General features: G+C 66.7%; 23 protein-coding genes, 1 tRNA gene and 1 pseudogene. 14 read left to right on the top strand and 11 right to left on the bottom strand.

Annotation, left to right across the window (positions count from 1 at the left end):
- Positions 1–38 precede the first annotated feature (38 nt).
- The 4 genes from JWN03_RS13905 to JWN03_RS13890 all read left to right on the top strand — a co-directional run bounded on the left by JWN03_RS13905 (position 39) and on the right by JWN03_RS13890 (position 4705).
- Positions 39–1691, top strand: a complete 1653-nt coding sequence (locus JWN03_RS13905) for an AMP-binding protein (protein ID WP_297614422.1) — start codon at positions 39–41, stop codon at positions 1689–1691.
- The gene (locus JWN03_RS13900) at positions 1688–3403 is read left to right on the top strand and encodes an AMP-binding protein (RefSeq protein ID WP_297614421.1); all 1716 of its coding nucleotides are present in this window, start codon (positions 1688–1690) and stop codon (positions 3401–3403) included. Before JWN03_RS13905 ends, JWN03_RS13900 begins: the two co-directional genes overlap by 4 nt.
- Before the next feature lie 45 nt (positions 3404–3448).
- The gene (locus JWN03_RS13895; protein ID WP_297614420.1) at positions 3449–3643 is read left to right on the top strand and encodes a hypothetical protein; all 195 of its coding nucleotides are present in this window, start codon (positions 3449–3451) and stop codon (positions 3641–3643) included.
- A 345-nt stretch (positions 3644–3988) separates the two neighbouring features.
- On the top strand, positions 3989–4705 hold the full coding sequence (locus JWN03_RS13890; protein WP_297614419.1) for a phosphoribosyltransferase: 717 nt from the start codon (positions 3989–3991) through the stop codon (positions 4703–4705).
- A gap of 91 nt (positions 4706–4796) precedes the next feature.
- On the opposite strand, the gene JWN03_RS13885 is transcribed toward JWN03_RS13890, so the two are convergent.
- Complete coding sequence (locus JWN03_RS13885) at positions 4797–5438, bottom strand: TetR/AcrR family transcriptional regulator (RefSeq protein ID WP_297614418.1); 642 nt, start codon at positions 5436–5438, stop codon at positions 4797–4799.
- A 107-nt stretch (positions 5439–5545) separates the two neighbouring features.
- Between JWN03_RS13885 and JWN03_RS13880 the strand changes: the two genes are divergently transcribed.
- Positions 5546–6268, top strand: a complete 723-nt coding sequence (locus tag JWN03_RS13880; RefSeq protein WP_297614417.1) for an SDR family NAD(P)-dependent oxidoreductase — start codon at positions 5546–5548, stop codon at positions 6266–6268.
- A 34-nt stretch (positions 6269–6302) separates the two neighbouring features.
- Here JWN03_RS13880 and JWN03_RS13875 read toward each other — a convergent pair whose 3' ends face one another.
- A complete protein-coding gene (locus JWN03_RS13875; RefSeq protein WP_297614416.1) occupies positions 6303–6887 on the bottom strand; it encodes a TetR/AcrR family transcriptional regulator in 585 nt (194 codons plus the stop codon).
- Between the two features lie 75 nt (positions 6888–6962).
- Between JWN03_RS13875 and JWN03_RS13870 the strand changes: the two genes are divergently transcribed.
- Positions 6963–8738 carry an ABC transporter ATP-binding protein gene (locus JWN03_RS13870; RefSeq protein WP_297614415.1) on the top strand — a complete coding sequence of 592 codons (1776 nt, stop codon included), beginning with the start codon at positions 6963–6965 and terminating at the stop codon, positions 8736–8738.
- A 162-nt stretch (positions 8739–8900) separates the two neighbouring features.
- Here the strand turns inward: JWN03_RS13870 and JWN03_RS45480 are convergent.
- A pseudogene (locus JWN03_RS45480) lies at positions 8901–9159 on the bottom strand (DUF2306 domain-containing protein); the annotation flags it as partial.
- Positions 9160–9254: 95 nt separating this feature from the next.
- Here JWN03_RS45480 and JWN03_RS13860 point away from each other — a divergent pair.
- A complete protein-coding gene (locus JWN03_RS13860; RefSeq protein ID WP_297614413.1) occupies positions 9255–9389 on the top strand; it encodes a hypothetical protein in 135 nt (44 codons plus the stop codon).
- A 17-nt stretch (positions 9390–9406) separates the two neighbouring features.
- Here JWN03_RS13860 and JWN03_RS13855 read toward each other — a convergent pair whose 3' ends face one another.
- The 4 genes from JWN03_RS13855 to JWN03_RS13840 form a co-directional block, all read right to left on the bottom strand.
- The gene (locus JWN03_RS13855; protein ID WP_297614412.1) at positions 9407–10018 is read right to left on the bottom strand and encodes a DUF6907 domain-containing protein; all 612 of its coding nucleotides are present in this window, start codon (positions 10016–10018) and stop codon (positions 9407–9409) included.
- A gap of 296 nt (positions 10019–10314) precedes the next feature.
- On the bottom strand, positions 10315–11109 hold the full coding sequence (locus JWN03_RS13850) for an alpha/beta fold hydrolase (RefSeq protein ID WP_297614410.1): 795 nt from the start codon (positions 11107–11109) through the stop codon (positions 10315–10317).
- Positions 11110–11225: 116 nt separating this feature from the next.
- Positions 11226–11474: a hypothetical protein gene (locus JWN03_RS13845; protein WP_297614408.1), complete on the bottom strand. Its 249-nt coding sequence runs from the start codon at positions 11472–11474 to the stop codon at positions 11226–11228.
- A 159-nt stretch (positions 11475–11633) separates the two neighbouring features.
- Positions 11634–11706: transfer RNA gene (locus JWN03_RS13840), tRNA-Ala, on the bottom strand.
- A gap of 127 nt (positions 11707–11833) precedes the next feature.
- Between JWN03_RS13840 and JWN03_RS13835 the strand changes: the two genes are divergently transcribed.
- The gene (locus JWN03_RS13835; protein ID WP_297614406.1) at positions 11834–13909 is read left to right on the top strand and encodes a DUF222 domain-containing protein; all 2076 of its coding nucleotides are present in this window, start codon (positions 11834–11836) and stop codon (positions 13907–13909) included.
- Positions 13910–14276: 367 nt separating this feature from the next.
- On the opposite strand, the gene JWN03_RS13830 is transcribed toward JWN03_RS13835, so the two are convergent.
- The 3 genes from JWN03_RS13830 to pgm all read right to left on the bottom strand — a co-directional run bounded on the left by JWN03_RS13830 (position 14277) and on the right by pgm (position 17945).
- Complete coding sequence (locus JWN03_RS13830) at positions 14277–15014, bottom strand: DsbA family protein (RefSeq protein WP_297614404.1); 738 nt, start codon at positions 15012–15014, stop codon at positions 14277–14279.
- Positions 15015–15097: 83 nt separating this feature from the next.
- Positions 15098–16312, bottom strand: a complete 1215-nt coding sequence (locus JWN03_RS13825) for an MFS transporter (RefSeq protein WP_297614402.1) — start codon at positions 16310–16312, stop codon at positions 15098–15100.
- Positions 16305–17945, bottom strand: coding sequence for a phosphoglucomutase (alpha-D-glucose-1,6-bisphosphate-dependent) (pgm, locus tag JWN03_RS13820; RefSeq protein WP_297614400.1), 1641 nt, complete (start codon positions 17943–17945; stop codon positions 16305–16307). Before pgm ends, JWN03_RS13825 begins: the two co-directional genes overlap by 8 nt.
- A 604-nt stretch (positions 17946–18549) precedes the next feature.
- On the opposite strand from pgm, the gene JWN03_RS13815 reads away from it, so the two are divergent.
- Positions 18550–19722, top strand: coding sequence for a lipase family protein (locus JWN03_RS13815; RefSeq protein WP_441342986.1), 1173 nt, complete (start codon positions 18550–18552; stop codon positions 19720–19722).
- Positions 19723–19870: 148 nt separating this feature from the next.
- Here the strand turns inward: JWN03_RS13815 and JWN03_RS13810 are convergent, their stop codons facing one another.
- Positions 19871–21373: an MFS transporter gene (locus JWN03_RS13810; protein WP_297614396.1), complete on the bottom strand. Its 1503-nt coding sequence runs from the start codon at positions 21371–21373 to the stop codon at positions 19871–19873.
- Positions 21374–21491: 118 nt separating this feature from the next.
- Here JWN03_RS13810 and JWN03_RS13805 point away from each other — a divergent pair, with 118 nt between their 5' ends.
- The 5 genes from JWN03_RS13805 to JWN03_RS13785 all read left to right on the top strand — a co-directional run bounded on the left by JWN03_RS13805 (position 21492) and on the right by JWN03_RS13785 (position 25782).
- Positions 21492–22166, top strand: coding sequence for a TetR/AcrR family transcriptional regulator (locus JWN03_RS13805; RefSeq protein ID WP_297614394.1), 675 nt, complete (start codon positions 21492–21494; stop codon positions 22164–22166).
- Positions 22167–22200: 34 nt separating this feature from the next.
- Positions 22201–23499: a D-arabinono-1,4-lactone oxidase gene (locus JWN03_RS13800; RefSeq protein ID WP_297614392.1), complete on the top strand. Its 1299-nt coding sequence runs from the start codon at positions 22201–22203 to the stop codon at positions 23497–23499.
- Positions 23500–23603: 104 nt separating this feature from the next.
- Positions 23604–23795 carry a hypothetical protein gene (locus JWN03_RS13795; RefSeq protein ID WP_297614390.1) on the top strand — a complete coding sequence of 64 codons (192 nt, stop codon included), beginning with the start codon at positions 23604–23606 and terminating at the stop codon, positions 23793–23795.
- 8 nt (positions 23796–23803) lie between these two features.
- A complete protein-coding gene (locus JWN03_RS13790) occupies positions 23804–24121 on the top strand; it encodes a hypothetical protein (protein WP_297614388.1) in 318 nt (105 codons plus the stop codon).
- A gap of 92 nt (positions 24122–24213) precedes the next feature.
- Positions 24214–25782, top strand: coding sequence for a BCCT family transporter (locus JWN03_RS13785; RefSeq protein WP_297614386.1), 1569 nt, complete (start codon positions 24214–24216; stop codon positions 25780–25782).
- Positions 25783–25863: the final 81 nt, after the last annotated feature.

Below are 25863 nucleotides of genomic sequence, written 5' to 3'. Positions count from 1 at the left end.
CGGCGCTTGAGTGTGACGTGAATCCTAGCCAAGTGAGCATGAGCATGGACCGGCTCCCGCCGGTGAGCTATTCCTTCGGGGTCTGGGACGCGCCGCTGCTCGGCGATACCATCGGCGCGAACCTGGACCGCACGGTCGCCAGGTTCCCGGACCGCGAGGCCCTGATCGACTACAGCACCGGCATCCGGTGGACCTATCGCGAGTTCGCGGCGGAGGTGAACGCACTGGCACTGGGGCTGCTGGCGACCGGGCTCGGCAAGGGCGACCGGGTCGGCATCTGGGCGCCGAACTGCCCCCAGTGGACGCTGACGCAGTACGCCGCAGCCAAGATCGGCGCGATCCTGGTGAACATCAATCCCGCCTATCGTGCGCACGAGCTGCGGTATGTGCTGGGACAAGCCGGAGTTCACACGCTGATCGCCGCACCCGTCTTCAAGAGCTCCGACTATGCGGCCATGATCGGCGAGGTGCGACCGGACTGCCCGGAACTGGAACAGGTGGTGCTGCTCGACAGCCCGCAGTGGCGGCGGCTCTTCGATACCGGCCGGGCAGATGATCCGGAGCAGTTGACGCTCGCGCAGTCGGCGCTGTCGGCCGACGATCCGATCAATATCCAGTACACCTCGGGCACAACGGGATTCCCGAAGGGCGCCACGCTCAGCCACCACAATATTCTGAATAACGGCTACTTCGTCGGCGAGCTGTGCGGCTATACCGAACAGGACCGCATCTGCATTCCGGTGCCGTTCTACCACTGCTTCGGCATGGTGATGGGGAATCTGGCCGCCACCAGTCACGGTGCGGCCATGATCATTCCGGCGCCCTCGTTCGAGCCGCGCGCCACGCTGGAAGCCGTTGCCGCCGAACGCTGCACCTCGCTGTACGGCGTGCCGACCATGTTCATCGCCGAGCTCGCCGATCCGGAATTCGACACCTACGATCTGTCCTCGCTGCGCACCGGGATCATGGCCGGATCACCCTGCCCGATCGAGGTGATGAAGCAGGTCATCGATCGAATGGGCATGCGCGAGGTGAGCATCTGCTACGGAATGACCGAAACCTCACCGGTCTCCACCCAGACCCGCACCGACGACACCGTCGAACAGCGCACCGCCACCGTCGGCCAGGCCGGACCGCATCTGGAGATCAAGATCGTCGACCCCGTGACGGGGCAGACCGTACCGCGCGGCACCACGGGTGAGCTGTGCACACGCGGCTACTCCGTCATGCTCGGCTACTGGAACGATCCGGAGAAGACCACGGAGGCCATCGATTCCGCCCGCTGGATGCACACCGGCGACCTCGGCACCATGGATTCGGACGGGTATATCGCGGTCACCGGCCGCATCAAGGACATGGTCATTCGCGGCGGCGAGAACATCTACCCGCGCGAGATCGAGGAGTTCCTCTACAGCCATCCCGACATTCTCGACGCCCAGGTGATCGGCGTGCCCGACGCCAAATACGGCGAGGAACTGATGGTGTGGATTCACATGCGCGAGAACGCGACCCCACTCACCCCCGAGACGCTGCGCGAGTTCTGCGCCGGACAGCTGGCCCACTACAAGATCCCCCGGTATGTGCATGTCGTGGACGAATTCCCGATGACGGTGACCGGCAAGGTCCGCAAGATAGAGATGCGCGAAGTCGCCATTCGACTGCTCGAGCAGTCCACAGAGGAGCAGGCATGACCGAGTCATCGGGCGCCAATACCCAGGCCTACCGGGCCGCCCGCGACCAGCTCGTCGCGGCCGCGACCGATTACGGCACGGCGGTGGACACCTTCGAATGGCCGCAGCTGACCGGCCTCTTCAACTGGGCCACCGACTGGTTCGACGTCATCGCCCGCGGCAATGACCGCCCCGCGCTGTGGATCGTCGAGGAGAACGGCGACGAGCAGCGCATCACCTTCGACGACATGGCCACGCGCTCGGATCGAGTGGCGACCTGGCTGGCCGGGCTCGGCGTCGGCAAGGGCAACCGGGTGATGCTCATGCTCGGCAATCAGGCGGAACTCTGGGAGACCATGCTGGCGGTGGCCAAGCTCGGCGCGGTCATCATGCCGACCACCGCCGCACTCGGCCCGGAGGATCTCACCGACCGGATCGGCCGGGGCGGTGCGGGATTCGTCATCGTCAATACCGGCGACACCGCCAAGTTCGACGAGGTGCCCGGGGAGTACGTTCGAATCGCGGTGGGAGAGACGGTATCCGGCTGGCACTCCTACAGCGGTGCCGCGACGGTCGAGTCGAGCGGTCCGTTCACCGCCGTCACCGCGGTGGACGATCCGCTGCTGGTGTACTTCACCTCCGGCACCACCAGCAAGCCGAAGATGGTGCAGCACTCACAGATCAGCTATCCGGTCGGCCATCTGACCACCATGTACTGGATCGGGGTGCGCCCCGGCGATGTCCATCTGGCCATCAGCGCACCCGGCTGGGCCAAGCACGCCTGGAGCTGTTTCTTCGCTCCCTGGGTCGCCGAGGCGACCGTATTCGTCTACAACTACGCCCGTTTCGACGCCGCGGCCCTACTGGATCAGCTGCGCCGGGCCGAGGTGAACACGTTCTGCGCCCCGCCGACGGTGTGGCGCATGCTGATTCAAGCCGATCTCGGCGAGCGACCGGCCGGTCTGCGCGAAATCCTCGGCGCCGGTGAGCCTCTCAACCCGGATGTCATCACCCAGGTCGAGAAGGCGTGGGGACTGACTATTCGTGACGGCTTCGGACAGACCGAGACCACGCTGCAGGTGGGCAATATGCCCGGACAGCAGGTCAAGCCCGGTTCCATGGGCCGACCGGCCCCGGGTGTGCCCGTCATACTGGTCGACCCCCTCACCGGAGAACTCGCTGATGAGGGCGAAATCTGCCTCGACCTGGGCTACACTCCGGTCAACCTGATGACCGGATATTTGGGCGATCCGGAACGCAATGCCGCTGTCACGGCGGGGGGCTTCTACCACTCCGGTGATGTCGCCTCACGCGACGACGACGGGTACATCACCTATATCGGCCGTACCGACGACGTCTTCAAGTCCTCCGACTACAAGGTGTCGCCGTTCGAGCTGGAAAGCGTGCTCATCGAGCACCCAGCCGTGGTCGAAGCAGCGGTCGTCCCGCAACCCGACAACACTCGCCTCGCGGTACCCAAGGCGTATGTTTCGCTGGCCGCTGGTTGGGAACCCGATCGCGAAACCGCCCGCGCCATCCTCGAATACGCCCGCGACCACCTCGCGCCCTACCTCCGGGTGCGCCGCGTGGAGTTCACCGAGCTACCGAAAACCATCTCCGGCAAGATCCGCCGCGTCGACCTGCGCCACCGCGAGGAGCAGGCACACGCGACGGGGACAGCCATACCCACCGAGTACCGATACGAGGACATTCTCTCCGATCCGAAGCCGTAGTCCCTTATACCGCAACCTCATTCCGACGACCGATTGGAGCCTTGCGTGCTGCCCCACAGTGTGGAGACCGCCACCGCATACGTCATCGCCGCCCTCGAGGACAAGGGCACTGCTACCCGCGACGATTTCGACGTATCCGGCATCGTCAGCGCGACACATCAAATCGCCGAGACGTGGGATTTCCATTCGGTGGACCGCGACCGGTTCTGGGGGATCGCAGCCACCTTCCTGAAACCGTGAACTGATCCGACTGGGCCGCTGTGCACCAACCGGATTCGGCCGGCGCCCCCTGCAAGGTCGCCGGCCGATCCCGCGGTGAATGCCGAGGGCCGGTAGTCGATCGGGCGTACACTGGGGCTCTGCCCTGTATGAGCCTGTTTACCCAGCTCACGAACCGTGGCAGCTCACTGGAGAGGGCATCTGATGACGACGGTTCCTGAGCAGATCGCCCGCTTCCAGCAAGTGCTGCCCACGGCCGCTGTCCGGCCGAATCACCCTGGCGTGCACAGTCATCGAATACCCCTCCTGCGATCGCCGTCGAGCACGGGCTGACATTCACAGTCGGGGAAACGAATGCCGCCGTTCATGGACCGCAACGACGCGGGCCGGCAGTTGGCCGGACTGCTGTCGGCCTTTCGCGGCCATGATGTGGTGGTACTCGCCCTGCCCGGCGGCGGGGTCCGCGTCGCAAGCGAACTCGCCGCCCGGCTGCACGTACTCCTGGATGTGATCCTGGTACTGCCGCTGGCCGTGGCCCGCTGCCCCGATCTTGTCTACGGGCTGCTCGGCGAGGACCACACCCTGCTGATCGACACCGCCGCCGTGGCGCGCGGTGAGCTCGGCGATCCGGAACGCGAACACACGCAGCAGGCGCAATGGAAGATCCTGCGCCACAATGCTTTCAGCTACCGCGGCGAAGATCCGCGGGTGCGCCTGGAGAATCGCACCGTTGTCATCGTGGACGACTGTCTCACCGAGGCGGGCGCCGTGCGCGATGCCTGCCGGATGGCGCGCATGCACGGAGCCATTCGCGTCGCCGTTGCGGTCCCGGTGGCAGGGCGGCAGGCGCTGAGCGGCCTGTCCCCCTATGCGGACAAGATCGTCTGCCTCAATGCTCCGGCGCAACCGCCGACCGCCGACAAGTGGTATCGCGATTCCGCACCGACCACCAGCACCGACATCGCGTCGATGCTGGGCACGAATCATTCGGCCGCTGCATCCGATTCGCCGGTGGGCTTCGACGGGGCCAGCCGGATTACGCCGGCATCCAGATCGACATCCATGCGCGGGCGATGGCCCTGACCGTCGCTGTCGCCACTGCCCTCGTCGTCCAGTTTCTTGCCTGGGAATAGTTCACCGATGACACCCACCTACCCACCATAGCCCGCAATGGTCAGGACGGCTCCGAGCCTGCTCCGAGCGCGTCCATGAGCTGCTCCTCGGTAATCGGCGGGACCGGCAGCGGGTGCGCGGCCGAGGCGCGCAGGCCGTCGAAGACGAAGGCCAGATGGCGACGCCAGGCGTCCGGAGCCAGCGTCCCGGTCGCCTCGACGATCCGGGTGTGCGCCCAGGTGATGAAGGCGATGTCCTCCAGCACCCAGTCCGGGCGCAGGGCTCCGGCTTGCTGTGCACGGGTGACGATTTCGCGCATCTTCCGGTGGCCGTCCTCGCGGGCGCGAGCGATCGCGGCGCTGGGGGCGGCACGAACCGCGAGTTCATTGAGCAGGCGGTCGCCGGCTTGCACTTCACAGACCTTCTCGACCAGGTAGGTGAAGGACTCCCACGGGTCGTCGATCAGCATGGCCTGCTCGGCAATTCGGCCACCGGACTCGATGCGGTCCTCGACGGCGGCGGCGATGAGCTCGTCGCGGGTGGGGAAGCGGTTGTAGAGGGTACCGATGGCCACGCCCGCGCGGGCGGCGATCTCTTTCACCGGGGCGTCGAGGCCGCGTTCGGCGAATACCTCGCGGGCCGCGGTCACCAGCGCATCGCGATTGCGGCGCGCGTCGAGGCGGAGCGGCTTGTTCGAGGACATTCGCCGATCCTACAAATCCGGGGCTCGAAATATCTTGAGCATGGGTTCAACTTAATGCTAGCGTCGAGTAGTAACTTGAACCACTGCTCAACTTAGCGAGGCACCACATGAGCAAGACCATCGCGATCTTCGGCTTCGGACCCGGACTCGGCATGGGCACCGCACGTGTATTCGGCCGGGAGGGGTTCCAGGTGGCGGTCGTCGGGCGTCGACCCGACAAGGCCGAACAACACGTCAAGGACCTGCAGGCCGAGGGGATCGAGGCCGTGGCGTTTCCCGCCGATGTCACCGACGCGACCCAGATGCGCGACACCGTCGGCGCGATTCGCGCGGACTTCGGCGAGATCGATGTCGCCGTGCACGGCGCGACCGGGGATATGGCCGACCGCATTCCGTCCACACTCGACCTGGACGTATCCGGACTGAGCGTGCCCATGGCGCTCAAACTGCACTCGCCGATTCTCATGACGCGCGCCCTGGCGCCCGCCATGATCGCTCGCGGCGACGGTGCGCTGCTCTTCTCCTCCGGCTCCTCACCGCACGTGGCGTGGCCGCACCTCGCCAATTTCGGTGTGGCCCTGGCCGCCCAGCGCGGTTATGTGCAGCAGCTCGCGGCGGAGCTGAACGGCACGGGGGTTTACGCGGGCGTACTGAATATCGGCGTTCTCATCGGAAGCAGCTTCGCGGAGGAGCTCATCGACAACCATCCGGAACTGGTTCCCGCCGGCATCGAGATCAATCGCCTGTCGAATGATGAACTGGGTGAACACTATTGGCGCATGTACCTCGAACGCGACAGCGTCGAGGTAGACGTCGGCTTTCCCGAATAGCGGCGAACCGGATCTGCGCCGCGGCCGGGTTCGGTTATGCGGGTTCAGGTTCGGAGAGGACGCCGCGGGTGAGGGTGGTCATGATGGCGTCCACCAATTCGTGGCGGGGCGTGCCGTCCTCCTTGGCCGCCTCCCAGCCCGCGTAGAGCAGGGCCCAGAACGTGCGGCGGATCCAGGGCAGTGGGAGGGCGGAGCCGGTGGCTTCGCGCACTCTGACCAGGACCGCGTCCACCGGATCATCGCCGCGTTCGAGTTCGTCCCAGAGTGCGCTGTCACCGGCGAGGGTCGGCTCGGTGTAGACGAACAGCAGGATCGGGCCGAGGGCGAACTGGCCTTCCACCACCCGGCGCAGCGCCGCGAGCGGCGTGCCGCCCGTCGGTTCGGCGCGCACGATGGCCTGACTGCTGAGGTCGGTGACGTGCCGGGCGAGCGCGCGCAGCAGATCGATTCGCTCGGGGAAGTAGCGGTGCAGGGTGGTGCGGCCGACCTCGGCGGCGGTGGCGATCTGACCCAGCGAGGCCGTCGGCGTCGCCGTGAGGACCTCGGCCGCCGCATCCAGGATGGCCGCGCGGGTGCGGGCTCGGACGCCGGTTCGCGCGGCGGGAGCGGTGGCAGTCATAGCCGGAACGGTATCAGGTGACCCTAAAGGGTTCATCATTTGACTGTAATGGAACAATAGTGTTCCATTACAGGAATGCGAGATACCGCAACCACTGTGTCCACCACTGCCGGACGCGGACAGCACCTGCAGGTGCTGTGGTCTTTCGTGCGCCCACATCGGCGACGGCTGCTGCTTGCCCTGTTCCTCGGATTCGGCTATACGGCAGCGGCTCTGGCCACACCGCTCGCCACCAAATGGATCCTCGACTCGGTCGGTGCGGCGGGTTCGCTGGTGCCGCCGATCTCGCTGCTCGCCGCTCTGCTGGTAGTCGGCGCGGGCTTCGGACTGGCCGAGTGGATTCTGCTGGGACGCATTGCCGAGCACATCGTGCTCGACGCACGGGCCAGTCTGGTGCGCCGGTTCTTCCGCGGGGTGCTGCCGGATCTGCAGTTCCGCCCGCCCGGTGAGCTGGTCACCCGGGTCACCTCGGACACCCTGCTGCTGCGTGAGGCCGCATCCTCCAGTCTGATTCATCTCATCAACGGCGCCATCTCGCTGGTCGGCACGCTGATCCTGATGGCCTTTTTGGATGTGCCGCTACTGCTGTGCACGCTGGCCGCGGTGCTGATCATCGCGGTGCTCGCGGGCTGGCTCATGCCCGCCATCGCCATCGCGCAGCGGCAGGCCCAGGAATCCGTGGGCAGGCTCGGAGGGATTCTCGAAGGCGGCATCCGGGCGGTGCGCACGGTGAAATCCAGTGGCTCCGAGGAGCGGGAGAGCCGGCGGGTGATCGCCGAAGCGCGGACCTCGGCGCGGCATGCCGTGCGGGCCGTGCGCATCGAGGCGGTCGCGTGGACGGTCGCGGGCAGCGGTATCCAGCTGGGCATTATCGTCATTCTCGCCTACGGCGCATGGCGGGTCGGACAGGGCGAGCTCGCGGTCTCCACCCTGGTTGCCTTCCTGCTGTACGCATTTCAGCTCGCGGACCCTGTCGGTGAGATGACCACGCAGGTGGCGCAACTCCAGTCCGGGGTCGCCGCGGCGGCACGGCTGCGGGAGGCGGAATCTATTCGCACCGAAGACCTTTCCGCCGGAAGCGCCGACTCAACCAGTAGGACGGGTCGCAATGTGCTGACTTTCGAGGATGTTTCGGTGACTTATCCGGGCGGCACTCAGCCCGCGCTCAGTCATCTCACCGCGGCCGTGCCACGGCGCGGGCACACCGCCGTTGTCGGGCCGTCCGGAGCGGGCAAGACCACGCTGTTCTCGCTCATGCTGCGGTTCTACGGACCGGACAGTGGGAGAATCATGTTGGACGACACGGATTATGACACCTTGCGCATCGACAGCATCCGCGCGCGCATCAGCTATGTCGAGCAGGAGACGCCGCTGCTGGCCGGGACCGTGCGAGACAATGTGATCTACCGCTATCCGGACGCCACCGATGCGGAAGCCTGGGCGGCATTGGAGGCTGTCGGACTGGCCGACACCGTGCGGCGCCTGTCCGGCGGATTGGATGAGCCGGTGGCGCACACCAGCCTTTCCGGCGGTCAGCGCCAGCGCATTGCCTTGGCGCGCGCCATTGTCCGGCGACCCGACGTGCTGCTGCTGGACGAGGCGACCGCACAGCTCGACGGCCGCACCGAGGCGGCGGTTCAGGACATCATCCACGACATCGCACGGGACAGCGCCGTCGTCACCATCGCGCACCGGCTCTCCACGGTGATCGATGCCGACACCATCTGGCTGATGGAGGACGGCGCGCTCCGTGCCACCGGAACCCATGCGGAACTCCTCGCGGGAGACACGCTCTACCGCGAACTCGTCAGCGCCTTGCGCATCGCCACGCCACCGCTCGCCTCCGTCTGAGAAGCGGCCTCCTGCACCGTTATTCGAAGGGCGGGCAGGCCGCGGCGGCGGATCATGAACTCGGCGATGACCAGGTTGGGCAGCCACCGCCAAGAAGGCCAGCGGCGCGTACGCATTGGTGGAGATGGCGGTAAACGCGTCCGGCCCGTGCACAAACGGCAGCTGCACCAAAATCAGTGCGCCGAACCACAATCGGAGCGTCACCGCGGCATAGGTGAGTGCGAAATTGCGGATCGCCCAGGCCTGGTGGCCGGCGAAATCACGCGAGCGGGCGGCGCGATAGGCACGCCAGGCCGTCCACCCCCAGGATGGCCAGGGTGCCGAAGCCGAAGAATCCCAGCAGTGCGACCGAGCTGAACATCGACATGACGAATGCCGCGATCGCGCCCACCGCAACGGTACTCAGATAGACCCTGCCCATGCCGCGATGGACTCGCCGGTGCCGGGTGCGCAGCCATCGGGAGAACTGCCAGGGGCCCAGAGGAGATCCTCGCCCCGTCCACCCCGCCCGAACTCATGGCCAGGTCCATCTGGGCCACGCTGCACGGCCTTTCGGAACTCGTACTGCGACCGACACCCGAATACTTCGGCCTGGACCAGCCCCCGGAAGACCTCGCCGCGAGCACGCGCACGGCGCTGCTCAGGCTGTAGCGACCCGGATCCGGCGGCTACCGAGCACCGGCGATCTCATCGGCGGCATCGAGTAGTGCGGCAGCCATCCGGCGGGCCTCGGCGGCGGTGAGCTCGGGCGTATCGTCGTCCTGCACGATCAGGCCGATCACAACTCGACGGCCGAGACCGGAGTCCTTGGCGCACAATCGAACTCGAACCTCGGTGCCCGACAGCCACGGGCCCGTCACCGGGACCACCCGCGCACAGCCGTAGTGCCACCGATCGACCAGCGGATCGACCGCTCGCGCCTCCTCGTGCTGCTTGCACCACAAGGGACACGAATGCGGCTGCAGCAGAGCGCCTGCCGGCATGCGCGCATCCCAGCAGTCGGCTCCGGCAATGAGTGCGGCGGCGACCTCGCGGGCCTGCGGCACGGTCATCTCCGCATGCACGCGGCTCGGTACGATCAGATCAATCCAGCTGTGCCGCAACCCATTACAGTCGTGCGCATTCAGCTGTACGAACATCGCGGGCAGTACCTGGCGCGTCGAAACACCGACCGGCACCGATATCTCCTGACCGCAGTGGCGGCCGCCGTCGCAGGGGTCGAACGGGTCCGGCTCCTCATGATCGACGCACCATGCCGGACAAGGTAGAACGGTTGTCATCTCGAGCAACCCCTGAGTAAATCGAGCCGAACCGATACTGCGGACTCGGAGCGACTCCCCGTCGCGAGGACTGCGCCCCCTTTCGCGCAGCCCTCGCAGCAGGTCCCCGCACTCCGATGGACGGGGAGAACATGAGGCCGCGCACGAGCCGGGAGCAATCAGAACATGTCGCGATCACGGCCGTAAAGGTTCTCCGCAACCGCTGGCCAGAGGTACCTCTGGCCAGAGGTACCCCCCGATGCCGATGCGCCGTTCCAGCGGTTCATCGGCATCGAACAGCCGTCCGGCGAGTCTGCTCAGCGCGTGAGGAACTCGTCGATCACGGCATTGACCAGGTCCGGAGCCGTCCAGTTCGGCGCATGACCGGCGCCCGGGATCGTCACCACCGGACCGGCCGCGGGCAGGCCGGAAGCCAGCGCTTCGGACTTGTCCGCGGTGCTCGACCGGTCGAGCTCACCGCGCAGGACCAGCACCGGACAGTTGATTTCGCCGAGGCGATCCGCCAGGGACTCCCGTTCGATCAGGCATAACGCCGCCTGCCGGATCGCAGGGCGGTCACTGGCCGCCCACTTGCCTCGCCACGGCGCTTGATCGGCGAGAGTGCCGCCGATCAATTGTGCTGCGAGCCCGGGTGCCAGCTCGTTCAGCGGCACGTCCGGATTGGTCCACGCATCGAACAGGCCGCGGTAGTCCGCCTGCTCGGCCGGGGTCGAAGCTCCGGCCTCGGTATCGAACAGCATCAGCGCATCCGTGCGCTCCGGCGCGAGCAGTGCCGCGCGCAGGGCCACATAGCCGCCCTGGGACATGCCGCCCAGGATCGCGTGCTCCACTTCGGCGGCATCCATTACGGCGAGCAGGTCGCGGGCCGAATCCCAATAGCTGAAAGGGCTCTCCGGATCGGCGGTGGTGCCGCCGTGGCCACGCGCATCCCAGCACAGCACCCGGAAACCGGCGGATTCCAGGAACTCCACCTGCGGCGCGAACATCGACAGATCCATGAAGAATCCGTGACCCAGCACCACGGTCGGCAGGCCTCGGCGGCCGGAGTCGGTGTAGAAGACCCGGGCCCCATCAGTACTGACGTACGGCATGGCGGTAGCGTAACCGCGCCGCCGTGCGGTGTCGCGAACCGAACACACGCTGTTCAGAGGTCATTCGGGCGGTGTGAGCTTCTCGCAGTTCCGAATATCTTGGAGCACAGAACTTTTCATGCCTCGGGAGCGGTCCGGGGGGCGTGTTCGGCAGCGAGATGTGCGGCTATCGCCGCCTCGACGAGCTGTCGCCATCCCGGATTGTCCTGGGTGGTGTTCTCGTCGTGAAACCATCGGCAATCGGGGACAGGGCAGACGAACCGGTAGGTGCCGTAGTCGTCGATGCGACCCCCGGGGCTGAAGGGTCTCTCGTCCGCCGGCCTGATATCGCGGTGTTCGGCGAAGGCGCCAGGTTCGTCTCCCACAGGAGTACTCGATCACATACTGGTGCGCTGGTACCACTCACGAACCAAGCGGTACGCGATCCTGTGACCGTGGCCACTGTCGAGCCGGTGGCCTCACTCGCCCCCGGAAACACGAAAACCGCCCTCGAGAGGACGGTTTCGGTGAGGAAAACATTCGAGTGGAGCTAAGGGGATTCGAACCCCTGACCCCCACACTGCCAGTGTGGTGCGCTACCAGCTGCGCCATAGCCCCATGTTCAGTTCTTGTTCGCGGGGCGTGCCCCGCTTGCTTGAAAGAAGTTACACGACCTGCACGGAACAAACCAAATCGCCTGCACAAATGCTGGCGGCGGCGATCTTCGCGGCGTAGTGTCGAACACATGTTCGATAGCGGAGAGGCGGAGGCGATGGGCGATGCGGAGCTGATCGAAGCGCTGCGACGGGCACACGGGGCAGCGGCGTTCGCGCAGGCAGCGGAGATCACGGCCATTCGGGAGGTGTATCGCCGGCATCGCGCCGGAAATGCCGAACCCGGACCGGGCGGGATCCGGGCCGGTGAGTTCGCCGCCGCTGAAGTGGCGGTCGCGGTGCAGGTGTCCGAGGCGGTGGCGGCGGCGCTCATCGATATCGGGCTGGCGCTGGACTCACTACCGCAGACCAGCCTGGCATTCGCGGCGGGGCGGATAGATCTGTCGCGGGTGCAGGTCATTACCGAGGCCATGCGCGGGCTCTCGCGTGAGGTGCGAGAAGCCTTGGAGCCCAAGCTCATCGAGGCCGCTACCCGCTCCGATCCGGGCCGGCTGCGGCAAACGGCGCGGCGCTGGGTGATTCGCCTGGACTCCGAGGGTGAACAGCGCCGGCGCGAGGCGCGCGAGTCCGACCGCGATGTGCGAATCCGCGCGGTGCACGACGGTATGGCGGTCTTCGACGGCCTGCTCCCCGCCGCGGGCGCGCAAACCGTCGCCATGCGGCTGCGTGAGATGAGTCTGCAAGTGTGCGAAGACGATCCGCGCACCATGCCGCAGCGCCGCGCCGATGCGCTGGTCGCGCTCGCGGACGGCACCGGCCGCCTCACCTGCGGCTGCACCCACGGTAAGAACTGCCCGCAGGCCGGTGCACCCGCCACACCACGCCGCCCGCTCATCCAGGTCGGCATGTCCGCCGAAACCCTTCTCGGCCTCCGCGACGATCCGGCCTTCCTCTCCGGCTTCGGCCCCGTCGACGCCGCCCTGGCCCGCACCCTCGCCGAACACGCCCGCTTCCAAGTGATTCCCGAATACTTCGCCGCCCCCGAGCCCGCACTCGCCGCCGACCCGAGTCGATCGGTGGCATCTGCCGGCAGCGACCCGAGCCGATCGATCGCACCCATCACCAGCGACCCGAGCCCGTCCGCAACAACCGCGACGCGCGACCCGCGCCGAGCGGCAACACCCGCCATCGGCGACCGCAGCCCTTCCGTAGCACCTGCCGCTTCTGACCTGAACTCACCGGTGACACCTGCCATCGCGGACCCGAACTCATCGACGGCAACTGCCGACGACGACCAGAGTCCTTTTACAGCAATGGCGACTCCCGACTTGCGTCCTTCCGCGGCAACCGCGGCTCGCGACCAGAGTCCTTCCGCGGCAACCGCGGCCGGCGACCAGAGTCCTTCTGCGGCAACCGCGGCCGGCGACCAGAGTCCTTCTGCGGCACCGGCGACTCCCGACCCGAGCTCGTCGGCGGTACCTCGGATCGGGGGGCCGCGCTCCTCGGCAGTGCGGCGGAATCCGACCGCTCCGATGGCGCCCTGGGAACGTTCAGCGGGGCTGTACGAAGTTCCCGCCGATTCGGTTGCGCCCGAGGCACTTCGCGCGGCGGCGCGCCAGGCCGCGGGTTCCGGAGCGCCGGGAGCTCATCCCGCGGGCTCGAAGCGCAACTCCGCGGCCGCGAAAGTCGAGGTGTCACCCCCGTTCTCGGCCGCTCCCCCACGCGAGGTGCGCGCCTTCGACGGGCTGTGCCGCTTCCCCGGCTGCACCATGCCCGCCGCCGAAACCCTGCTCTCCCAGTTCGATTCGCTACGGATGCGCCGCGCACCCCAGGCCAGCGCGGCACCCCGCGCCGTCCTCTGCTCCCACCACCACCGCCTGAAAGTCCTGGCCGACAGCGGAAAACAACCCTGGCGCGTCTACCTCGCCGACACCGACCGCATGCGCTGGATCGACCCCAGCGGCGAATCACACGAAACCATCCGCGAAGGCGCGCGATACCTCTTCCCCCACACCGATATCGACGCCCCCGCCAAACCACCCCACCGCCCCTACCGCCTCCCCGAAGAACCGGCTACCCTCTCCGCCCCGGCGACAACCGACATCGCCTACCCCCTGGACACCCACGTCCTACTCCACCCCCAGCTCTCCCGCTCCACCCCGGAGAACGACATCCCCACCATCCCGGCTCGCCCCGCACCGCGGTGATCCCCGCACCCGCCCTGGGCCACCGGTCCGGCCCACGCACCCCGAGTTCCATGCCGCACGGTCCGAGCCACCCCCGGCCCGACCCGGCAGGACCACGACACGAGCGCGGCCCCGCGCGACCCGCAACTCGATGAGCCCCAGCCCTTCCCACCCCTGACCACGGAGCCGTGCTGCCAGCCCGGTTCCCTGCCCGGGGTGCGGCTCTCCTGAGGCCCCGATGGGCCGCACCCCACCAATTCCTGCACACCCGATTCCCGGGAGCCGCGACTGGCACGCGACTCCCGCCCGGGGTGCGGCCGCCCCGGCGCCCTCGACCGGCCGCACCCCACCCCATCCCACCCCAACGAAATGGGAGGTGGGGGCGGGATTACTTGGTGGCGTTGAGGACCCAGTCGTTTTTGGTGACGTCGATCTTTTTGTCGTTGATGAAGACAGAGGGGGTGGCTGCGCCGCCGCCGGAGGCGGCGGTCAGGGCCTTCATGGCTGCCTCGGCGTGGTTGCGGGCGGAGTCGAGGCGGTCGGCGGTGGTGATGCATTTCAGGGTGTCGTCGGTGGCGCCTGCGTCTTTGGCGATGGTGGCGAGGTCCTGGTTGCTGTGGTCGGGGCCGCCCTCCTCGGGCTGCTTGGTGGTGAAGAGGAGGGTGTGGAATTTGCCGTAGGCGGGGCCGTCACCGGCCTGGGCTACGCATTCGCTGGCGGCGACGGCGCGGGTGGAGTAGTCCTTGCTGCGCGAGCGCGAGTCCAGGAAGTTGACGAGGCGGTAGCGCACCGCGAGCTTGCCCTCGTCGACCTGCTTGGCGATCTCCTGGCCGTAGGTCTTCTCCAGTTGCCCGCAGGCGGGGCACAGCGGATCCTCGTAGACGTCAATGGTTTTGACCCCGGACTTGCCCAGCACGATCGCGCCGTCGGAGTCCATGGCCACCGTCACGTCGGGATTGTGCACCGGGCCGTACCCGTCATCGCGCACCGCGACGGTGCCGCCGCTGTTCCACTGGTACAGCGCGAAGATGACCAAGACGACCACCGCCAGCGCCACGCCGGCTAGGGCGTACGTGGTCTTGCTCGATACCGGCTGCGGGGTGTGTTTCGAGGACGGTGCGCTCACGCGCCACACTCTGCCGCACCGGCGTCGAACGCGCCCACTCACCCCCGCAACTCATATCCGGCGCGGGCCCACTGTGGCGCCCGCTACGCCGGGGCCGGTTCCCTGCGGCGCAACGTTTCCGGCACCACCATCCAGGCCGCCGAGGCGGTGGCGAGAATGACGCCGGTAACCCCGAGCGCTACCCCGTAGGAGACCTGGTCGGCGAGCGTACCGATCAGATACGGCCCGAGGAAGGTGCCGAGATCCGCGGACATCTGATAACCCGCGAGCACCGGCCCACCGCGCACACCCGGGCCCACGATGTCCGCCACCGCGGCTTGCAGCGCGGGCGAGAACATGCCGGAGCCGATCCCCGCGATACAGGACGCGACCAGCAGCCACGGGAAGGTCTGCGCGAGACCCAGTCCCGTGGTGCCGATCGCACAGATCAGCGTGCCCGCGATCAGGAAGGGCCTGCGGCCCAGGCGATCCGACCAGCGCCCGGACAGGAACAGCACCGACGCATTTCCGGCCGCGAAAACGGTCAGGGCAATGCCGGCCAGCGCCGCATCCTCCTTCAGCACCTCCACCACGATGAGCGGCACCAAGGCCATCCGCACCCCGAATACGGCCGCGCCATTGCCGAAGTTGGACCACAGCGCCGCGCGATACTGCGGCTTGGCCAGCCCCTCCCGGAAGGTCATGACCGCCGTACCACTGGCGGCCTCCGGCACCGCCAGATGTGAATCCCGCAGCGCCACATACACGATCAGACTGGCCACCAGCAGCGCGAAGCAATAGATGATGAACGGCGCGCGCAGCCCGAGGAACGAGAGCGCACCGCCCACCAGCGGCCCACTGATCGAGCCGATGAGGAAGCTGGTCGAGTACACCCCCGACACCCGCCCCCGCTCCAGCGGCGGCGAGATACGGATCACCAGCGCCAGCGAGGACACCGTGAACATGGTGGACCCGATACCGCCGAGCGACCGCAATACCAGCAGCTGCCAATAGGTCTGGGCGAACGCGCACGCGCCGGTGGAGATCGCGACGATGATCAGCCCGGTCAGATACACCGGCCGCTCCCCCAGCTTCTGCACCATGCGCCCACCCAGCGGCGCGAACAGCAGGCGCATCAGGGCGAACGCACTGACGATGAAGGAGGCCGCCGCGACTCCGACCCCGAAGCTTCGGGCGAACTGCGGCAGCGCGGGAGCGACGAGTCCGAATCCGATGGCAATGGTGAAGGCGGCCCCCACCAGTACCCAGATCTCTACCGGCAGGGGCTTAAGGCGCGGGGAGGAGGAGCCGCTACTCACCTGAGAGTGCCTGTCCCACCATCTCTTCAGCGGCCGCCTGCACCTGCGCGAGATGCTCGGGGCCTTGGAACGATTCCGCGTAGATCTTGTACTTGTCCTCGGTGCCGGAGGGCCGGGCCGCGAACCAGGCGTTCTCGGTGGTGACCTTCACCCCGCCCAGCGCCGCGCCATTGCCGCGCGCGCGGGTCTGGATTCCGGTGACGGGCTCCCCGGCGATCTCGGTCGCAGTGATCATGTCCGGCGTCAACGCCGCCAGCCGGGCCTTCTGTTCCACGGTGGCAGGCGCGTCGATCCGGTTGTAAGCCGGGCTGCCGTAGCGCTTCTCGAGTTCGGAGTAGCGGGTGGACGGACTCTGGCCGGTGACGGCGGTGATCTCCGCGGCCAGCAGCGAGAGCAGAATGCCGTCCTTGTCGGTGGTCCAGACGGTGCCGTCCTGGCGCAGGAACGACGCACCGGCGCTCTCCTCGCCGCCGAATGCCAGGCTGCCGCTGAACAATCCGGGCACGAACCATTTGAACCCGACCGGCACCTCGTAGACATCGCGCCCCAGCACACTGACCACGCGGTCGATCATGGACGAGGTCACCACCGTCTTGCCGATCTTGGTCAGGGCGTCCCAGCCCATCCGATTGGCGATCAGGTATTCGATCGCCACGGCCAGGTAGTGGTTCGGATTCATCAGGCCCGCATCGGGAGTCACGATCCCGTGCCGGTCGGCATCGGCATCGTTGGCCGTGGAAATGTCGTAATCGTCGCGAATCGCCACGAGCGAGGCCATGGCGTACCGCGAGGACGGATCCATCCGAATCCGGCCGTCGGCATCGAGCGTCATGAACCGCCAGGTCGGATCGACGAACGGATTGACCACCTCGAGTTCGAGGTCGTACCGCTGCCCGATCTCCTCCCAGTAGTCGACGCTCGCGCCGCCCATAGGATCGGCGCCCAGCCGAATCCCCGCGCCGCGAATGGCATCCAGGTTCAGCACATTGGGTAGGTCGCCGATATAGCGATCGAGATAGTCGTAGCGTTCGACCTTGGTGGCCAGCGCATGCGCCAGACTGGTGCGCCGCACCTCCGCGAGACCGCCGCGCAGCAGCTCGTTGGCGCGCGCCGCAATGGCATCGGTGGCGACGGTATCGGCCGGGCCGCCGTGCGGCGGATTGTATTTGAATCCACCGTCACGCGGCGGATTGTGCGAGGGCGTGACCACGATGCCATCGGCCTGATGCCGGGTGCCGCCGCGATTGTGGCGCAGCACGGCATGACTCAAAGCCGGTGTGGGCGTGTACCTGTCGCGCGAATCGATCATGGCGGTGACGTCATTGGCGGCGAGCACCTCGAGCGCGGTGGTCCATGCGGGTTCGGACAGCGCATGCGTATCGCGGGCCAGATATACCGGACCGGTAATGCCGCGGGTGGCGCGATACTCCACGATGGCCTGCGTAATGGCGAGGATGTGTGACTCGTTGAAAGCGCAGTCGAGGCTGGAGCCGCGGTGCCCGGAAGTTCCGAAGGACACCAGCTGCGACGGATCCTCCGGATCCGGAATTCGGCTGTAGTACGCCGTCACCAGATGCGCGATGTCCTCGAGGTCTGCGGCGCGTGCCGGTCGCCCGGCTCGATCGTGCGCCATGCTCGCGGCTCCCTTCCGTACGGCCTGTGCCCGGCTGGTCATCAGCATCACGACCTCACCCACTGCCTCGGCGAGGTGTGGGTGTGCTGCCTCGGCGAGGCGATCACGACGTTCGCCACCGCATAGCTGTCAACGCCCTCCTCAGCCCGTCGAACCGTTGGGCAGCCGAACGTACTGAACGGGGTCAGCATCCGGGTGCCCAGTGTGAAGACACTATCGAATCGACTGCCCACCGCGCGATCCGACGGTTGCCAGCGTGCTCCCGTCTCATTCATCGCCTGCCCCCAATCGTCGAATCGTCGCCGTTCCACCGAAGTCGCCGAGCGCGATAACGCCCGCTTCACGGTGTGCCCATTTCCGGCCCGATCCAAGCAGTCTACGAACTTCCGCCGCCGACGTGGAGAGGGTCGCGAGGCTACCGCGCTCAACACCGCCGACGCTGGGACCCACCACCCTCCTCTCCAGTTTGCTAAATCGTTGCTATTCGGCGTGTTGCTGAGGCCGAACAGCACCCGGGAACTGCGAGGATAGTGCCGCTTGCCCGGTGTTGTCCCATCGGCCTCAGAGGAGAGCCAAGTTGGCGGTGCGGCAGTTGATCAGAAGCATGCTGGTCCGGAGCTGCGGCATAGCCGCAGCAGCGATCGCCGTGATGGCGACCGCTCCGGCAGCTCACGCAGGTGCCGTGTACCCGATCGCGGAACCCGACGGGTTCTACTATGCCCCAGCAAATCTCGGGGACAGTGCACCCGGGGACGTACTGCGCTCTCGCCTGATGCCGGCCAACCCGTGGCCCGGTGCGACGGTGTGGCAGTTGCTCTTCCACTCCACGAACTCCTCCGGCGGGCCCATTGCCGCGGTCACCACCCTCATCGTGCCCGGCCCCGGCCCGCACCCCTTGGTCTCGTACCAGCCGTTCGTGAATTCACTGGGCATGCAATGCGCTCCGTCGCATGCGCTGTTCGACGGCGGCCTCAAGGAATCGGGTGCGCTCGAATTGCTGCTGGCGCGTGGCTGGGCGGTTGCTGTACCGGATCACCTAGGCCCGACCAGTGCCTACGGCGCGGCCCGACTAGGCGGCCAGATCACCCTCGACGGCATTCGCGCGGCCGAACGCTTCGCCCCTGCGGGACTGGGTAATTCCCCGGTCGGCATGGTCGGATACTCCGGCGGCGCCATGGCCACCGGATTCGCCGCCGCACTGGCGCCCGAATACGCGCCCGAACTGCCCATCGTCGGTTTCGCGGACGGCGGCGTGCCGGTGAATCCGGGCAAGATCGCCATCGATGTCGGCGATGTCCCGCATCCGCTGTTCGGGCTCGGCTTCGCGGTCGCGGTCGGGATGGAGCGCGAGTACCCCGACGCACTTCCGCTCGATAATGCGCTGACCCCGGCAGGGTTCGCGCTGCGTGACCGGATCGCCAATTCCTGTGTGGACGACATCATCTCGGCCGGCGCGGGGCACACCATCGGTGAGATGTTCCACCGCGGCATCGAGAGCGATCCGACCCTCATCGGCGCCTTCCACGACAATGCCCTCGAGATCTACCCGGGCGTCCCCCGGGTCCCCATGTACGAATGGCACGGCGGCAATGACCAGGTGCCGCTGGATCTCGCGCTCAATACCGCGGGGCGCTATTGCGCGGCAGGCACTCCGGTGCAGTTCGACATCATTCCGGGCGCCGATCACGGCACGGCGATCTTCCCCGGCGCGGTCAAGGCCGTCAGCTATCTGGCGGACCGGTTCGCGGGTGTGCCGCCACCGTCCAACTGCCGCTGACGATTCGGCGCAGGTTCAGCTGTAAACACCGCAGCCCCACTCATTTCGATGAGTGGGGCTGCGCTTTTCCTGGGCCCGGAAAGCACCGCACCCCACCCGCGCGAGCGGATGGGGTGCAGGTTTTCCAGGCAAATCTCAGAGTGGGATCTCAGTGCGCCAGAACGGGTTCGCCCTCGGAGGGGACCGGAACCTTGTTCGGCATGATGAGGCCGGTGACCACGGCACCCACCACGAAGATCGCGGCAGCCCACCAGAAGGCGGTGGTGTAGCTCTGCACCGCGGCCTCGGCCAGCGCCGCCGGTGACGCGCCATGGTCGGACACATAGTTTCCGAGGGCCGTGGCGGCCAGCGTGCTCAGCAGCGCGGTACCGATGGAACCGCCGACCTGCTGGCTGGTGTTCACCATCGCCGAGGCGACACCGGCATCGCTGTGCTGCACCCCGGAGGTGGCGCCGATGAAGGCGGTCGACATCGCGGTACCGAGGCCGACACCCATCAGGATGAGGCTGGGCAGGATGTGACTGGCGTACGCGGTGTCCACGCCGATCCGGGTCAGCAGCGCCATACCCAGTGCGGCGAGCAGGAATCCGGTCACGACGGTCACCCGCGGGCCGACCTTCGGCACCAGCAACGACGGCACGGTCGTGGAGGACAGCACCATGCCCGCGACCATCGGCAGGAAGGCCACGCCGGTCATGATCGGCGAGAAGCCCAGCGACTGCTGCATGTAGTAGGTCAGGAACAGGAACATCGCGAACATGCCGATGCCGATGGCGAACACGGTCAGGTAGGACGCGGCACGAGTGCGATCGAGGATCACGCGCAGCGGCAGCAGCGGATGCGCGACCCGCGTTTCCAGCCAGACGAATACCGCGAGCAGCACCACGCCGCCGATGAGGAAGGACAGCGTCGTCGAGTTGGTCCAGCCGTCGGACTCGGCCTTGGAGAAGCCGTACACGATGGCGAACAATGCGGCGCTCACCGACAGGGTGCCGGGCAGGTCCAGCTTGGGCCGCTGAGTGGCGGTGTGCTTGGCGAGCAGCATGATCGCACCGACCAGCGCGATGGCGGCGAAGACCAGGTTCACGTACATGACCCAGCGCCACGAGGCCCATTCGGTGAGCGCGCCGCCGAGCAGCAGCCCGAGCGCACCGCCCGCACCGGCGATGGCGCCGAAGATACCGAAGGCCTTGGCACGTTCCTTGGGCTCGGTGAAGGTCACGGTCAGCAGTGACAGTGCGGCGGGGGCCAGCAGTGCGCCGAAGACGCCCTGCGCCACGCGAGCGCCGACCAGCACCTCGAAGCTACCGGCGGCACCGCCGATGGCCGAAGCGCCGGCGAAGCCGATCAGACCCACGATGAAGGTGGTCCGGCGGCCGAAGAGATCGGAGAGTCGTCCGCCGAGCAGCAGCAGGCTGCCGAAGGCGAGGGCATAGCCGGTGACCACCCATTGCCGGTCACCGTTGGAGAAGTGCAGATCGGCCTGAGCGGCCGGCAGCGCGATGTTCACGACGGTCGCGTCGAGCACCACCATCAGCTGCGCCACGCCGAGTACCGCGAGCACCCACCAGCGCAGGGCATGCGAGCCACGGCGACCGTCTCCGGTCGTCGGCGCGGCCGCTGCCTTCTCTTTCTCGAGAGCTGTCGTCATGGTCGTTTTCCTTGTCCCCTAGGATTAGCGGAGAGGCCGTCTCCGTTTACCGGTTAAAGCTATCATCTAAACGGAGATATACCCTCCGGATAATCCCGGCCCCTGTTAGGATTACGGTGTGAATCACGTCACCACCGCGCCCCCACCGCGTCGTTTGCGCGCGGACGCCGCGCGCAATCAGCAACGCATCATCGCGGCAGCACGCGAACTCTTCGCCGATCGCGGCCTGGAGGTCACCCTGGACGATGTGGCCGAAAGAGCGGGCGTCGGCGTCGGTACCGTCTACCGCCGCTTCGCGAACAAGCAGGAACTCATCCTGGAAGTTTTCGATGCCATGGTCACCGAGCTGGCCGCCGCGGTCGAGCTCGCCCTGCACCACCCCGACCCATGGCTGGGCCTGGTGGAACTGTTCGAGTACTCCTGCCGCCATATGGCGCTGAACCGCGGTTTCGGCGAGGTCGTGCTGGAAATGCACGACAGCATGGACCGATTCGTCTGCATGAAGGAGCGCGTCCAGCCCGGCATGCAGGCCGTCATCCGCCGCGCCAAGGAGGCGGGCGCACTGCATCCCAGCGTCGAATCGGGCGATTTCTTCGCCATGGTGAACATGGTCGACGGCGTGGCCGGCTTCGCCCGTTCGGTCAATACCGACGTATGGGAGCGGTACATGACCATCGTCCTGAACGGAGTCCGCGGCGACGGCGTCCCCCGCCTGCCCCTCACCCAGCGCGCCCTCACCGACAGTGAGGTCGAACGCGCCAAAGAAGCGATGTGCAACGGCAGGAAACGGTAGCGCTTCTCACACCTCTCGGTTTAAAGTTGGTCGCATGACCAACTCTTGGGCGAACTGGGCCGGGGATCAGGGCTGTGCTCCGGCGTCCATCGCCGACCCGGGCACGCCCGAGGAAGTCGCCGCGGTGCTGGCACGCGCCGAGGCAGCCGGGCATACTGTGCGCGTCGCCGGATCGGGGCATTCCTTCACCGATACCGTGCTGACCGACGGGACGCTCATGCGCCTGAACAAGCTCGACAAGATCCTGGCGGTGGACCGCGCCACCGGTCGGGTCCGGGTCGAGGCCGGTGCCACCCTGAACGCCGTCAGCAATGCCCTGCACCCGATGGGCCTGGCATTCCCCAATCTCGGCGATATCGATGTGCAGTCCGTCGCGGGCGCGACCGCCACCGGCACGCACGGCACCGGGGCGAAGTTGCAGAACCTCTCCGCCGCACTGCAATCGGTGGAGCTCATGCTCGCCGACGGCAGCCGGGTCGAACTCAATGAGCAGACCGATCCGGACGGCTGGCGCGCGGCGCGCGTGAATGTGGGCGCGCTCGGCGTGATCACCGCCGCCACCCTGCAGATGGTGCCGTCCTTCGTCCTCGAAGGTGTGGAACGACCGGTGCCCGTCGAGGAGGTCCTCGAGGACCTCGACACCTATGTCGACGGCAATGAGCACTTCGAGTTCTACATGTTCGCGCACAGTCCGCTGGCAATGACCAAGCGCAACAATCAGGTCCAGCTGCCGGAGCAGCCGCGCGGCAAGGCCGTCGACTGGTTCTCCGACATCCTCATGACCAACTACACCTTCGACGCGCTGTGCAAGCTGACCCGGCGCAATCCGAGCCTCATTCCGTATGTGCAGCGCGCGGCGGCCTTTGCGGGCAGTTACCGCCGCCAGGTGGAGCGTTCCTATCGAGTCTTCGCCACCACCAGGCTCTTCCGCTTCACCGAGATGGAGTACGCCATCCCGCGCGAGCATTCGGTGGATGCGATTCGCGAGATCAGGGATGTCGCCAAGCATTTCGATACCGTCATGCCGATCGAGGTGCGGTGGGTCGCGCCCGATGACGCCTTCCTGTCCCCCGCCGGTGGCCGCGACACCTGCTACATCGCCGTGCATCAGTACCAGGGCATGGACTATGAGCCGTACTTCCGCGCCTGCGAACGCGTTTTCGACCGGTACAACGGCCGCCCGCACTGGGGTAAGCGACATTTCCAGACCGCCGAGACGCTGAGCCAGCGTTATCCGGAGTGGGAAAAGTTCGCCGAGGTCCGCAAGCGCTTCGACCCACAGGGCCGATTCACGAATGCTTACATCGAGCGCGTGCTGGGCCCTATCGGCTGAGTTATGATCGGTTGCTGAAAGATCGCTGTATTTAGCGGTTCTGCTCGTCGAACTGTCCTGGATGTACGCCCGACCCGGGCGTGACCCACACGTAGGAGGTTTCGATGTCCGATTTCAACGACAAGATCAACGATGCGACCGATCAGGCCGAGGATGCCGCGAAAGACGCCGCTGACAAGGCCGAGGGCATGGGCGATCAGATGAAGGACCGCCTCGAACACGCGAGCGAGGACGTCAAGGAGAAGGTCGGCGGCTTTGTCGACAAGATGAAGGAAAAGCTCGGCGGCTCGAAGTAACGGGCACGATGCCGACACCTGACGAACTCGGCGATTCCGCCGAGGGTCTGGCCGATAAGGCCGGAGCCGCCGCCGGGCAACTCGCCGAAAGGGCCAGTGGCGCAGCCGCCGAACTCGCCGACCGCGCGAGCACCGCGGCGGCCGACCTCGCCGATATGGCGAAGGCGTTCGCCGACAAGCTCAATACCGAGGATATTCGCTCCATCAGCCTGCGCTTGGGCACCCTAGAACAGGTGCGCGCCAATCTCGACCATGCGGCGCAGGACGTCATGGCGGCGGTCAACGAGATCGTCAATGCCATGAAGGACAAGGTCAGCGGCAAGTAATACGAGACAACCCCGATCCCGGGCTGCGGCCGGGGTCGGGGTTGTTCCGCATCGGAGTCCGATTCGCCCGAACTCGACAGAGGACACTCCACGTGAGCGCACCGAGCAAATCATCCGGCTCGACTCCGGTTCATTCGCGAGCAGCAGTGGCGCCCAGGGTGTTCTGGCCGTCGGCCATCGTGGTCACGGCATTCACGGTGTACGCCATCGTCTTCCGCGATACCGCCGCCCGCCAGGCGAAAGCCCTGCAGAACAATGTGATCGGCGGCTTCGGCTGGTACTACATCGTCATCGTCTCGCTGTTCGTGGTCTTCGCCATCTGGCTGGGCGTGGGACGCTTCGGTGACATCAGCCTGGGTGAGGACGGGGAGCCCGCCGAATACTCGATCGGCGCTTGGCTTTCCATGCTCTTCGCGGCGGGCATGGGCATCGGCCTGGTCTTCTGGGGCGTGGCCGAACCGCTGTTCCACTACGACGATCCGCGGCCGGGCGTCGGGTCCTCGCCGGCGCAGCGTGCCGATTCCGCAATGGTGCAAACTTTCCTTCATTGGGGAATCCATCCGTGGGCAATCTATGTGGTGGTCGGGCTGGCGCTCGCGTATTCGATGCATCGCAAGGGGCATCCGGTATCCATCCGCTGGTCGCTGGAGTCGCTGCTGGGCGATCGGATTCGAGGCTGGGCCGGCGATGTCATCGATATCGTGGCGGTCATCGGCACCGTCTTCGGTGTGGCCACCTCGCTGGGGCTGGGCATTCTGCAGATCTCGGCTGGCCTGAATTACCAGGGCTGGTTGCACGAACCGGGCAAGGGCCTGCAGGTGGTGCTGATCATCGTGGTCACCGCGCTGGCGACCATTTCGGTGGTGACCGGTGTAGACAAGGGCATCAAGCTGCTGTCCCAGGCGAATATGGGCGTGGCCGGATTGCTGCTGCTGTACGTGCTGGTGGCCGGGCCGACGCTGTTCATTGTCAACGACCTGGTGCAGAATTTCGGCACCTATATCCAGTCGCTGCCGAAGATCAGCCTGTACACCGGCGCGACCGAAGGCCCGAGCGGTACCGCCTGGACCCAGCAGTGGACGGTTTTCTACTGGGGCTGGTGGATCTCCTGGGCGCCGTTTGTCGGCGTCTTCATCGCGCGCATCTCGCGCGGCCGCACCGTGCGCGAATTCGTGGCCGGGGTACTGCTGGTGCCGACGCTGCTGACCTTCGTCTGGTTCGCGGTCTTCGGCGGCGCGGGCCTGCATCGTGAAATGTTCGGCGGCGGTGGACTTGTCGGGCCGGACGGACCGGACCGCGACAGCGCCCTGTTCGCCATGCTGAACACGCTGCCGGGCGGCGGCATCACCGCGGGCCTGGCCATTCTGGTGATCGTGCTGTTCTTCGTCACCTCGGCCGACTCCGGGGCGCTGGTGGTGAACATGCTGTCCTCGGGCGGCAATCCGAACCCGCCGATCTGGAGCCGGGTGTTCTGGACCTTTGCGCAAGGCGCGGTAGCTATCGCATTGCTGCTTGCCAGCGGCACCGGCATTGCCGCATTGACGACATTGCAAACCGTGGCGATTCTGATCGCGCTGCCGTTCAGTGTGGTCATGTTGGCCATGTGCTGGGCGCTGGTCCGCACCTTCCGGGCCGAGCAGAGTCCGGCGCCTGCGGGCTGATCACAAACTGACCAGGATGTGACGGTCAACAAGCGGGGTGTGCCGTGTACCAACCGTGGTACCACGACCCCCTAGACTTCG

This window comes from Nocardia sp. (genome assembly GCF_025465275.1).
Taxonomy (GTDB): Bacteria; Actinomycetota; Actinomycetes; order Mycobacteriales; family Mycobacteriaceae; genus Nocardia.
The sequence above is the reverse complement of the archived record's forward strand: the minus strand, read 5'-3'. Positions and strand labels throughout refer to the sequence as shown.

What these genes read in the sequence shown, in the direction of transcription:
- JWN03_RS13795 (WP_297614390.1), top strand. Translation starts at nt 23,604, where the DNA reads ATGTCCGATTTCAACGACAAGATCAACGATGCGACCGATCAGGCCGAG.
- JWN03_RS13835 (WP_297614406.1), top strand. Translation starts at nt 11,834, where the DNA reads ATGTTCGATAGCGGAGAGGCGGAGGCGATGGGCGATGCGGAGCTGATC.
- JWN03_RS13810 (WP_297614396.1), bottom strand. Translation starts at nt 21,373, where the DNA reads ATGACGACAGCTCTCGAGAAAGAGAAGGCAGCGGCCGCGCCGACGACC.
- JWN03_RS13870 (WP_297614415.1), top strand. Translation starts at nt 6,963, where the DNA reads ATGCGAGATACCGCAACCACTGTGTCCACCACTGCCGGACGCGGACAG.
- pgm (WP_297614400.1), bottom strand. Translation starts at nt 17,945, where the DNA reads ATGGCGCACGATCGAGCCGGGCGACCGGCACGCGCCGCAGACCTCGAG.
- JWN03_RS13790 (WP_297614388.1), top strand. Translation starts at nt 23,804, where the DNA reads ATGCCGACACCTGACGAACTCGGCGATTCCGCCGAGGGTCTGGCCGAT.
- JWN03_RS13815 (WP_441342986.1), top strand. Translation starts at nt 18,550, where the DNA reads ATGCTGGTCCGGAGCTGCGGCATAGCCGCAGCAGCGATCGCCGTGATG.
- JWN03_RS13800 (WP_297614392.1), top strand. Translation starts at nt 22,201, where the DNA reads ATGACCAACTCTTGGGCGAACTGGGCCGGGGATCAGGGCTGTGCTCCG.
- JWN03_RS13905 (WP_297614422.1), top strand. Translation starts at nt 39, where the DNA reads ATGAGCATGGACCGGCTCCCGCCGGTGAGCTATTCCTTCGGGGTCTGG.
- JWN03_RS13900 (WP_297614421.1), top strand. Translation starts at nt 1,688, where the DNA reads ATGACCGAGTCATCGGGCGCCAATACCCAGGCCTACCGGGCCGCCCGC.
- JWN03_RS13880 (WP_297614417.1), top strand. Translation starts at nt 5,546, where the DNA reads ATGAGCAAGACCATCGCGATCTTCGGCTTCGGACCCGGACTCGGCATG.
- JWN03_RS13885 (WP_297614418.1), bottom strand. Translation starts at nt 5,438, where the DNA reads ATGTCCTCGAACAAGCCGCTCCGCCTCGACGCGCGCCGCAATCGCGAT.
- JWN03_RS13860 (WP_297614413.1), top strand. Translation starts at nt 9,255, where the DNA reads ATGGCCAGGTCCATCTGGGCCACGCTGCACGGCCTTTCGGAACTCGTA.
- JWN03_RS13850 (WP_297614410.1), bottom strand. Translation starts at nt 11,109, where the DNA reads ATGCCGTACGTCAGTACTGATGGGGCCCGGGTCTTCTACACCGACTCC.
- JWN03_RS13890 (WP_297614419.1), top strand. Translation starts at nt 3,989, where the DNA reads ATGGACCGCAACGACGCGGGCCGGCAGTTGGCCGGACTGCTGTCGGCC.
- JWN03_RS13875 (WP_297614416.1), bottom strand. Translation starts at nt 6,887, where the DNA reads ATGACTGCCACCGCTCCCGCCGCGCGAACCGGCGTCCGAGCCCGCACC.
- JWN03_RS13855 (WP_297614412.1), bottom strand. Translation starts at nt 10,018, where the DNA reads ATGACAACCGTTCTACCTTGTCCGGCATGGTGCGTCGATCATGAGGAG.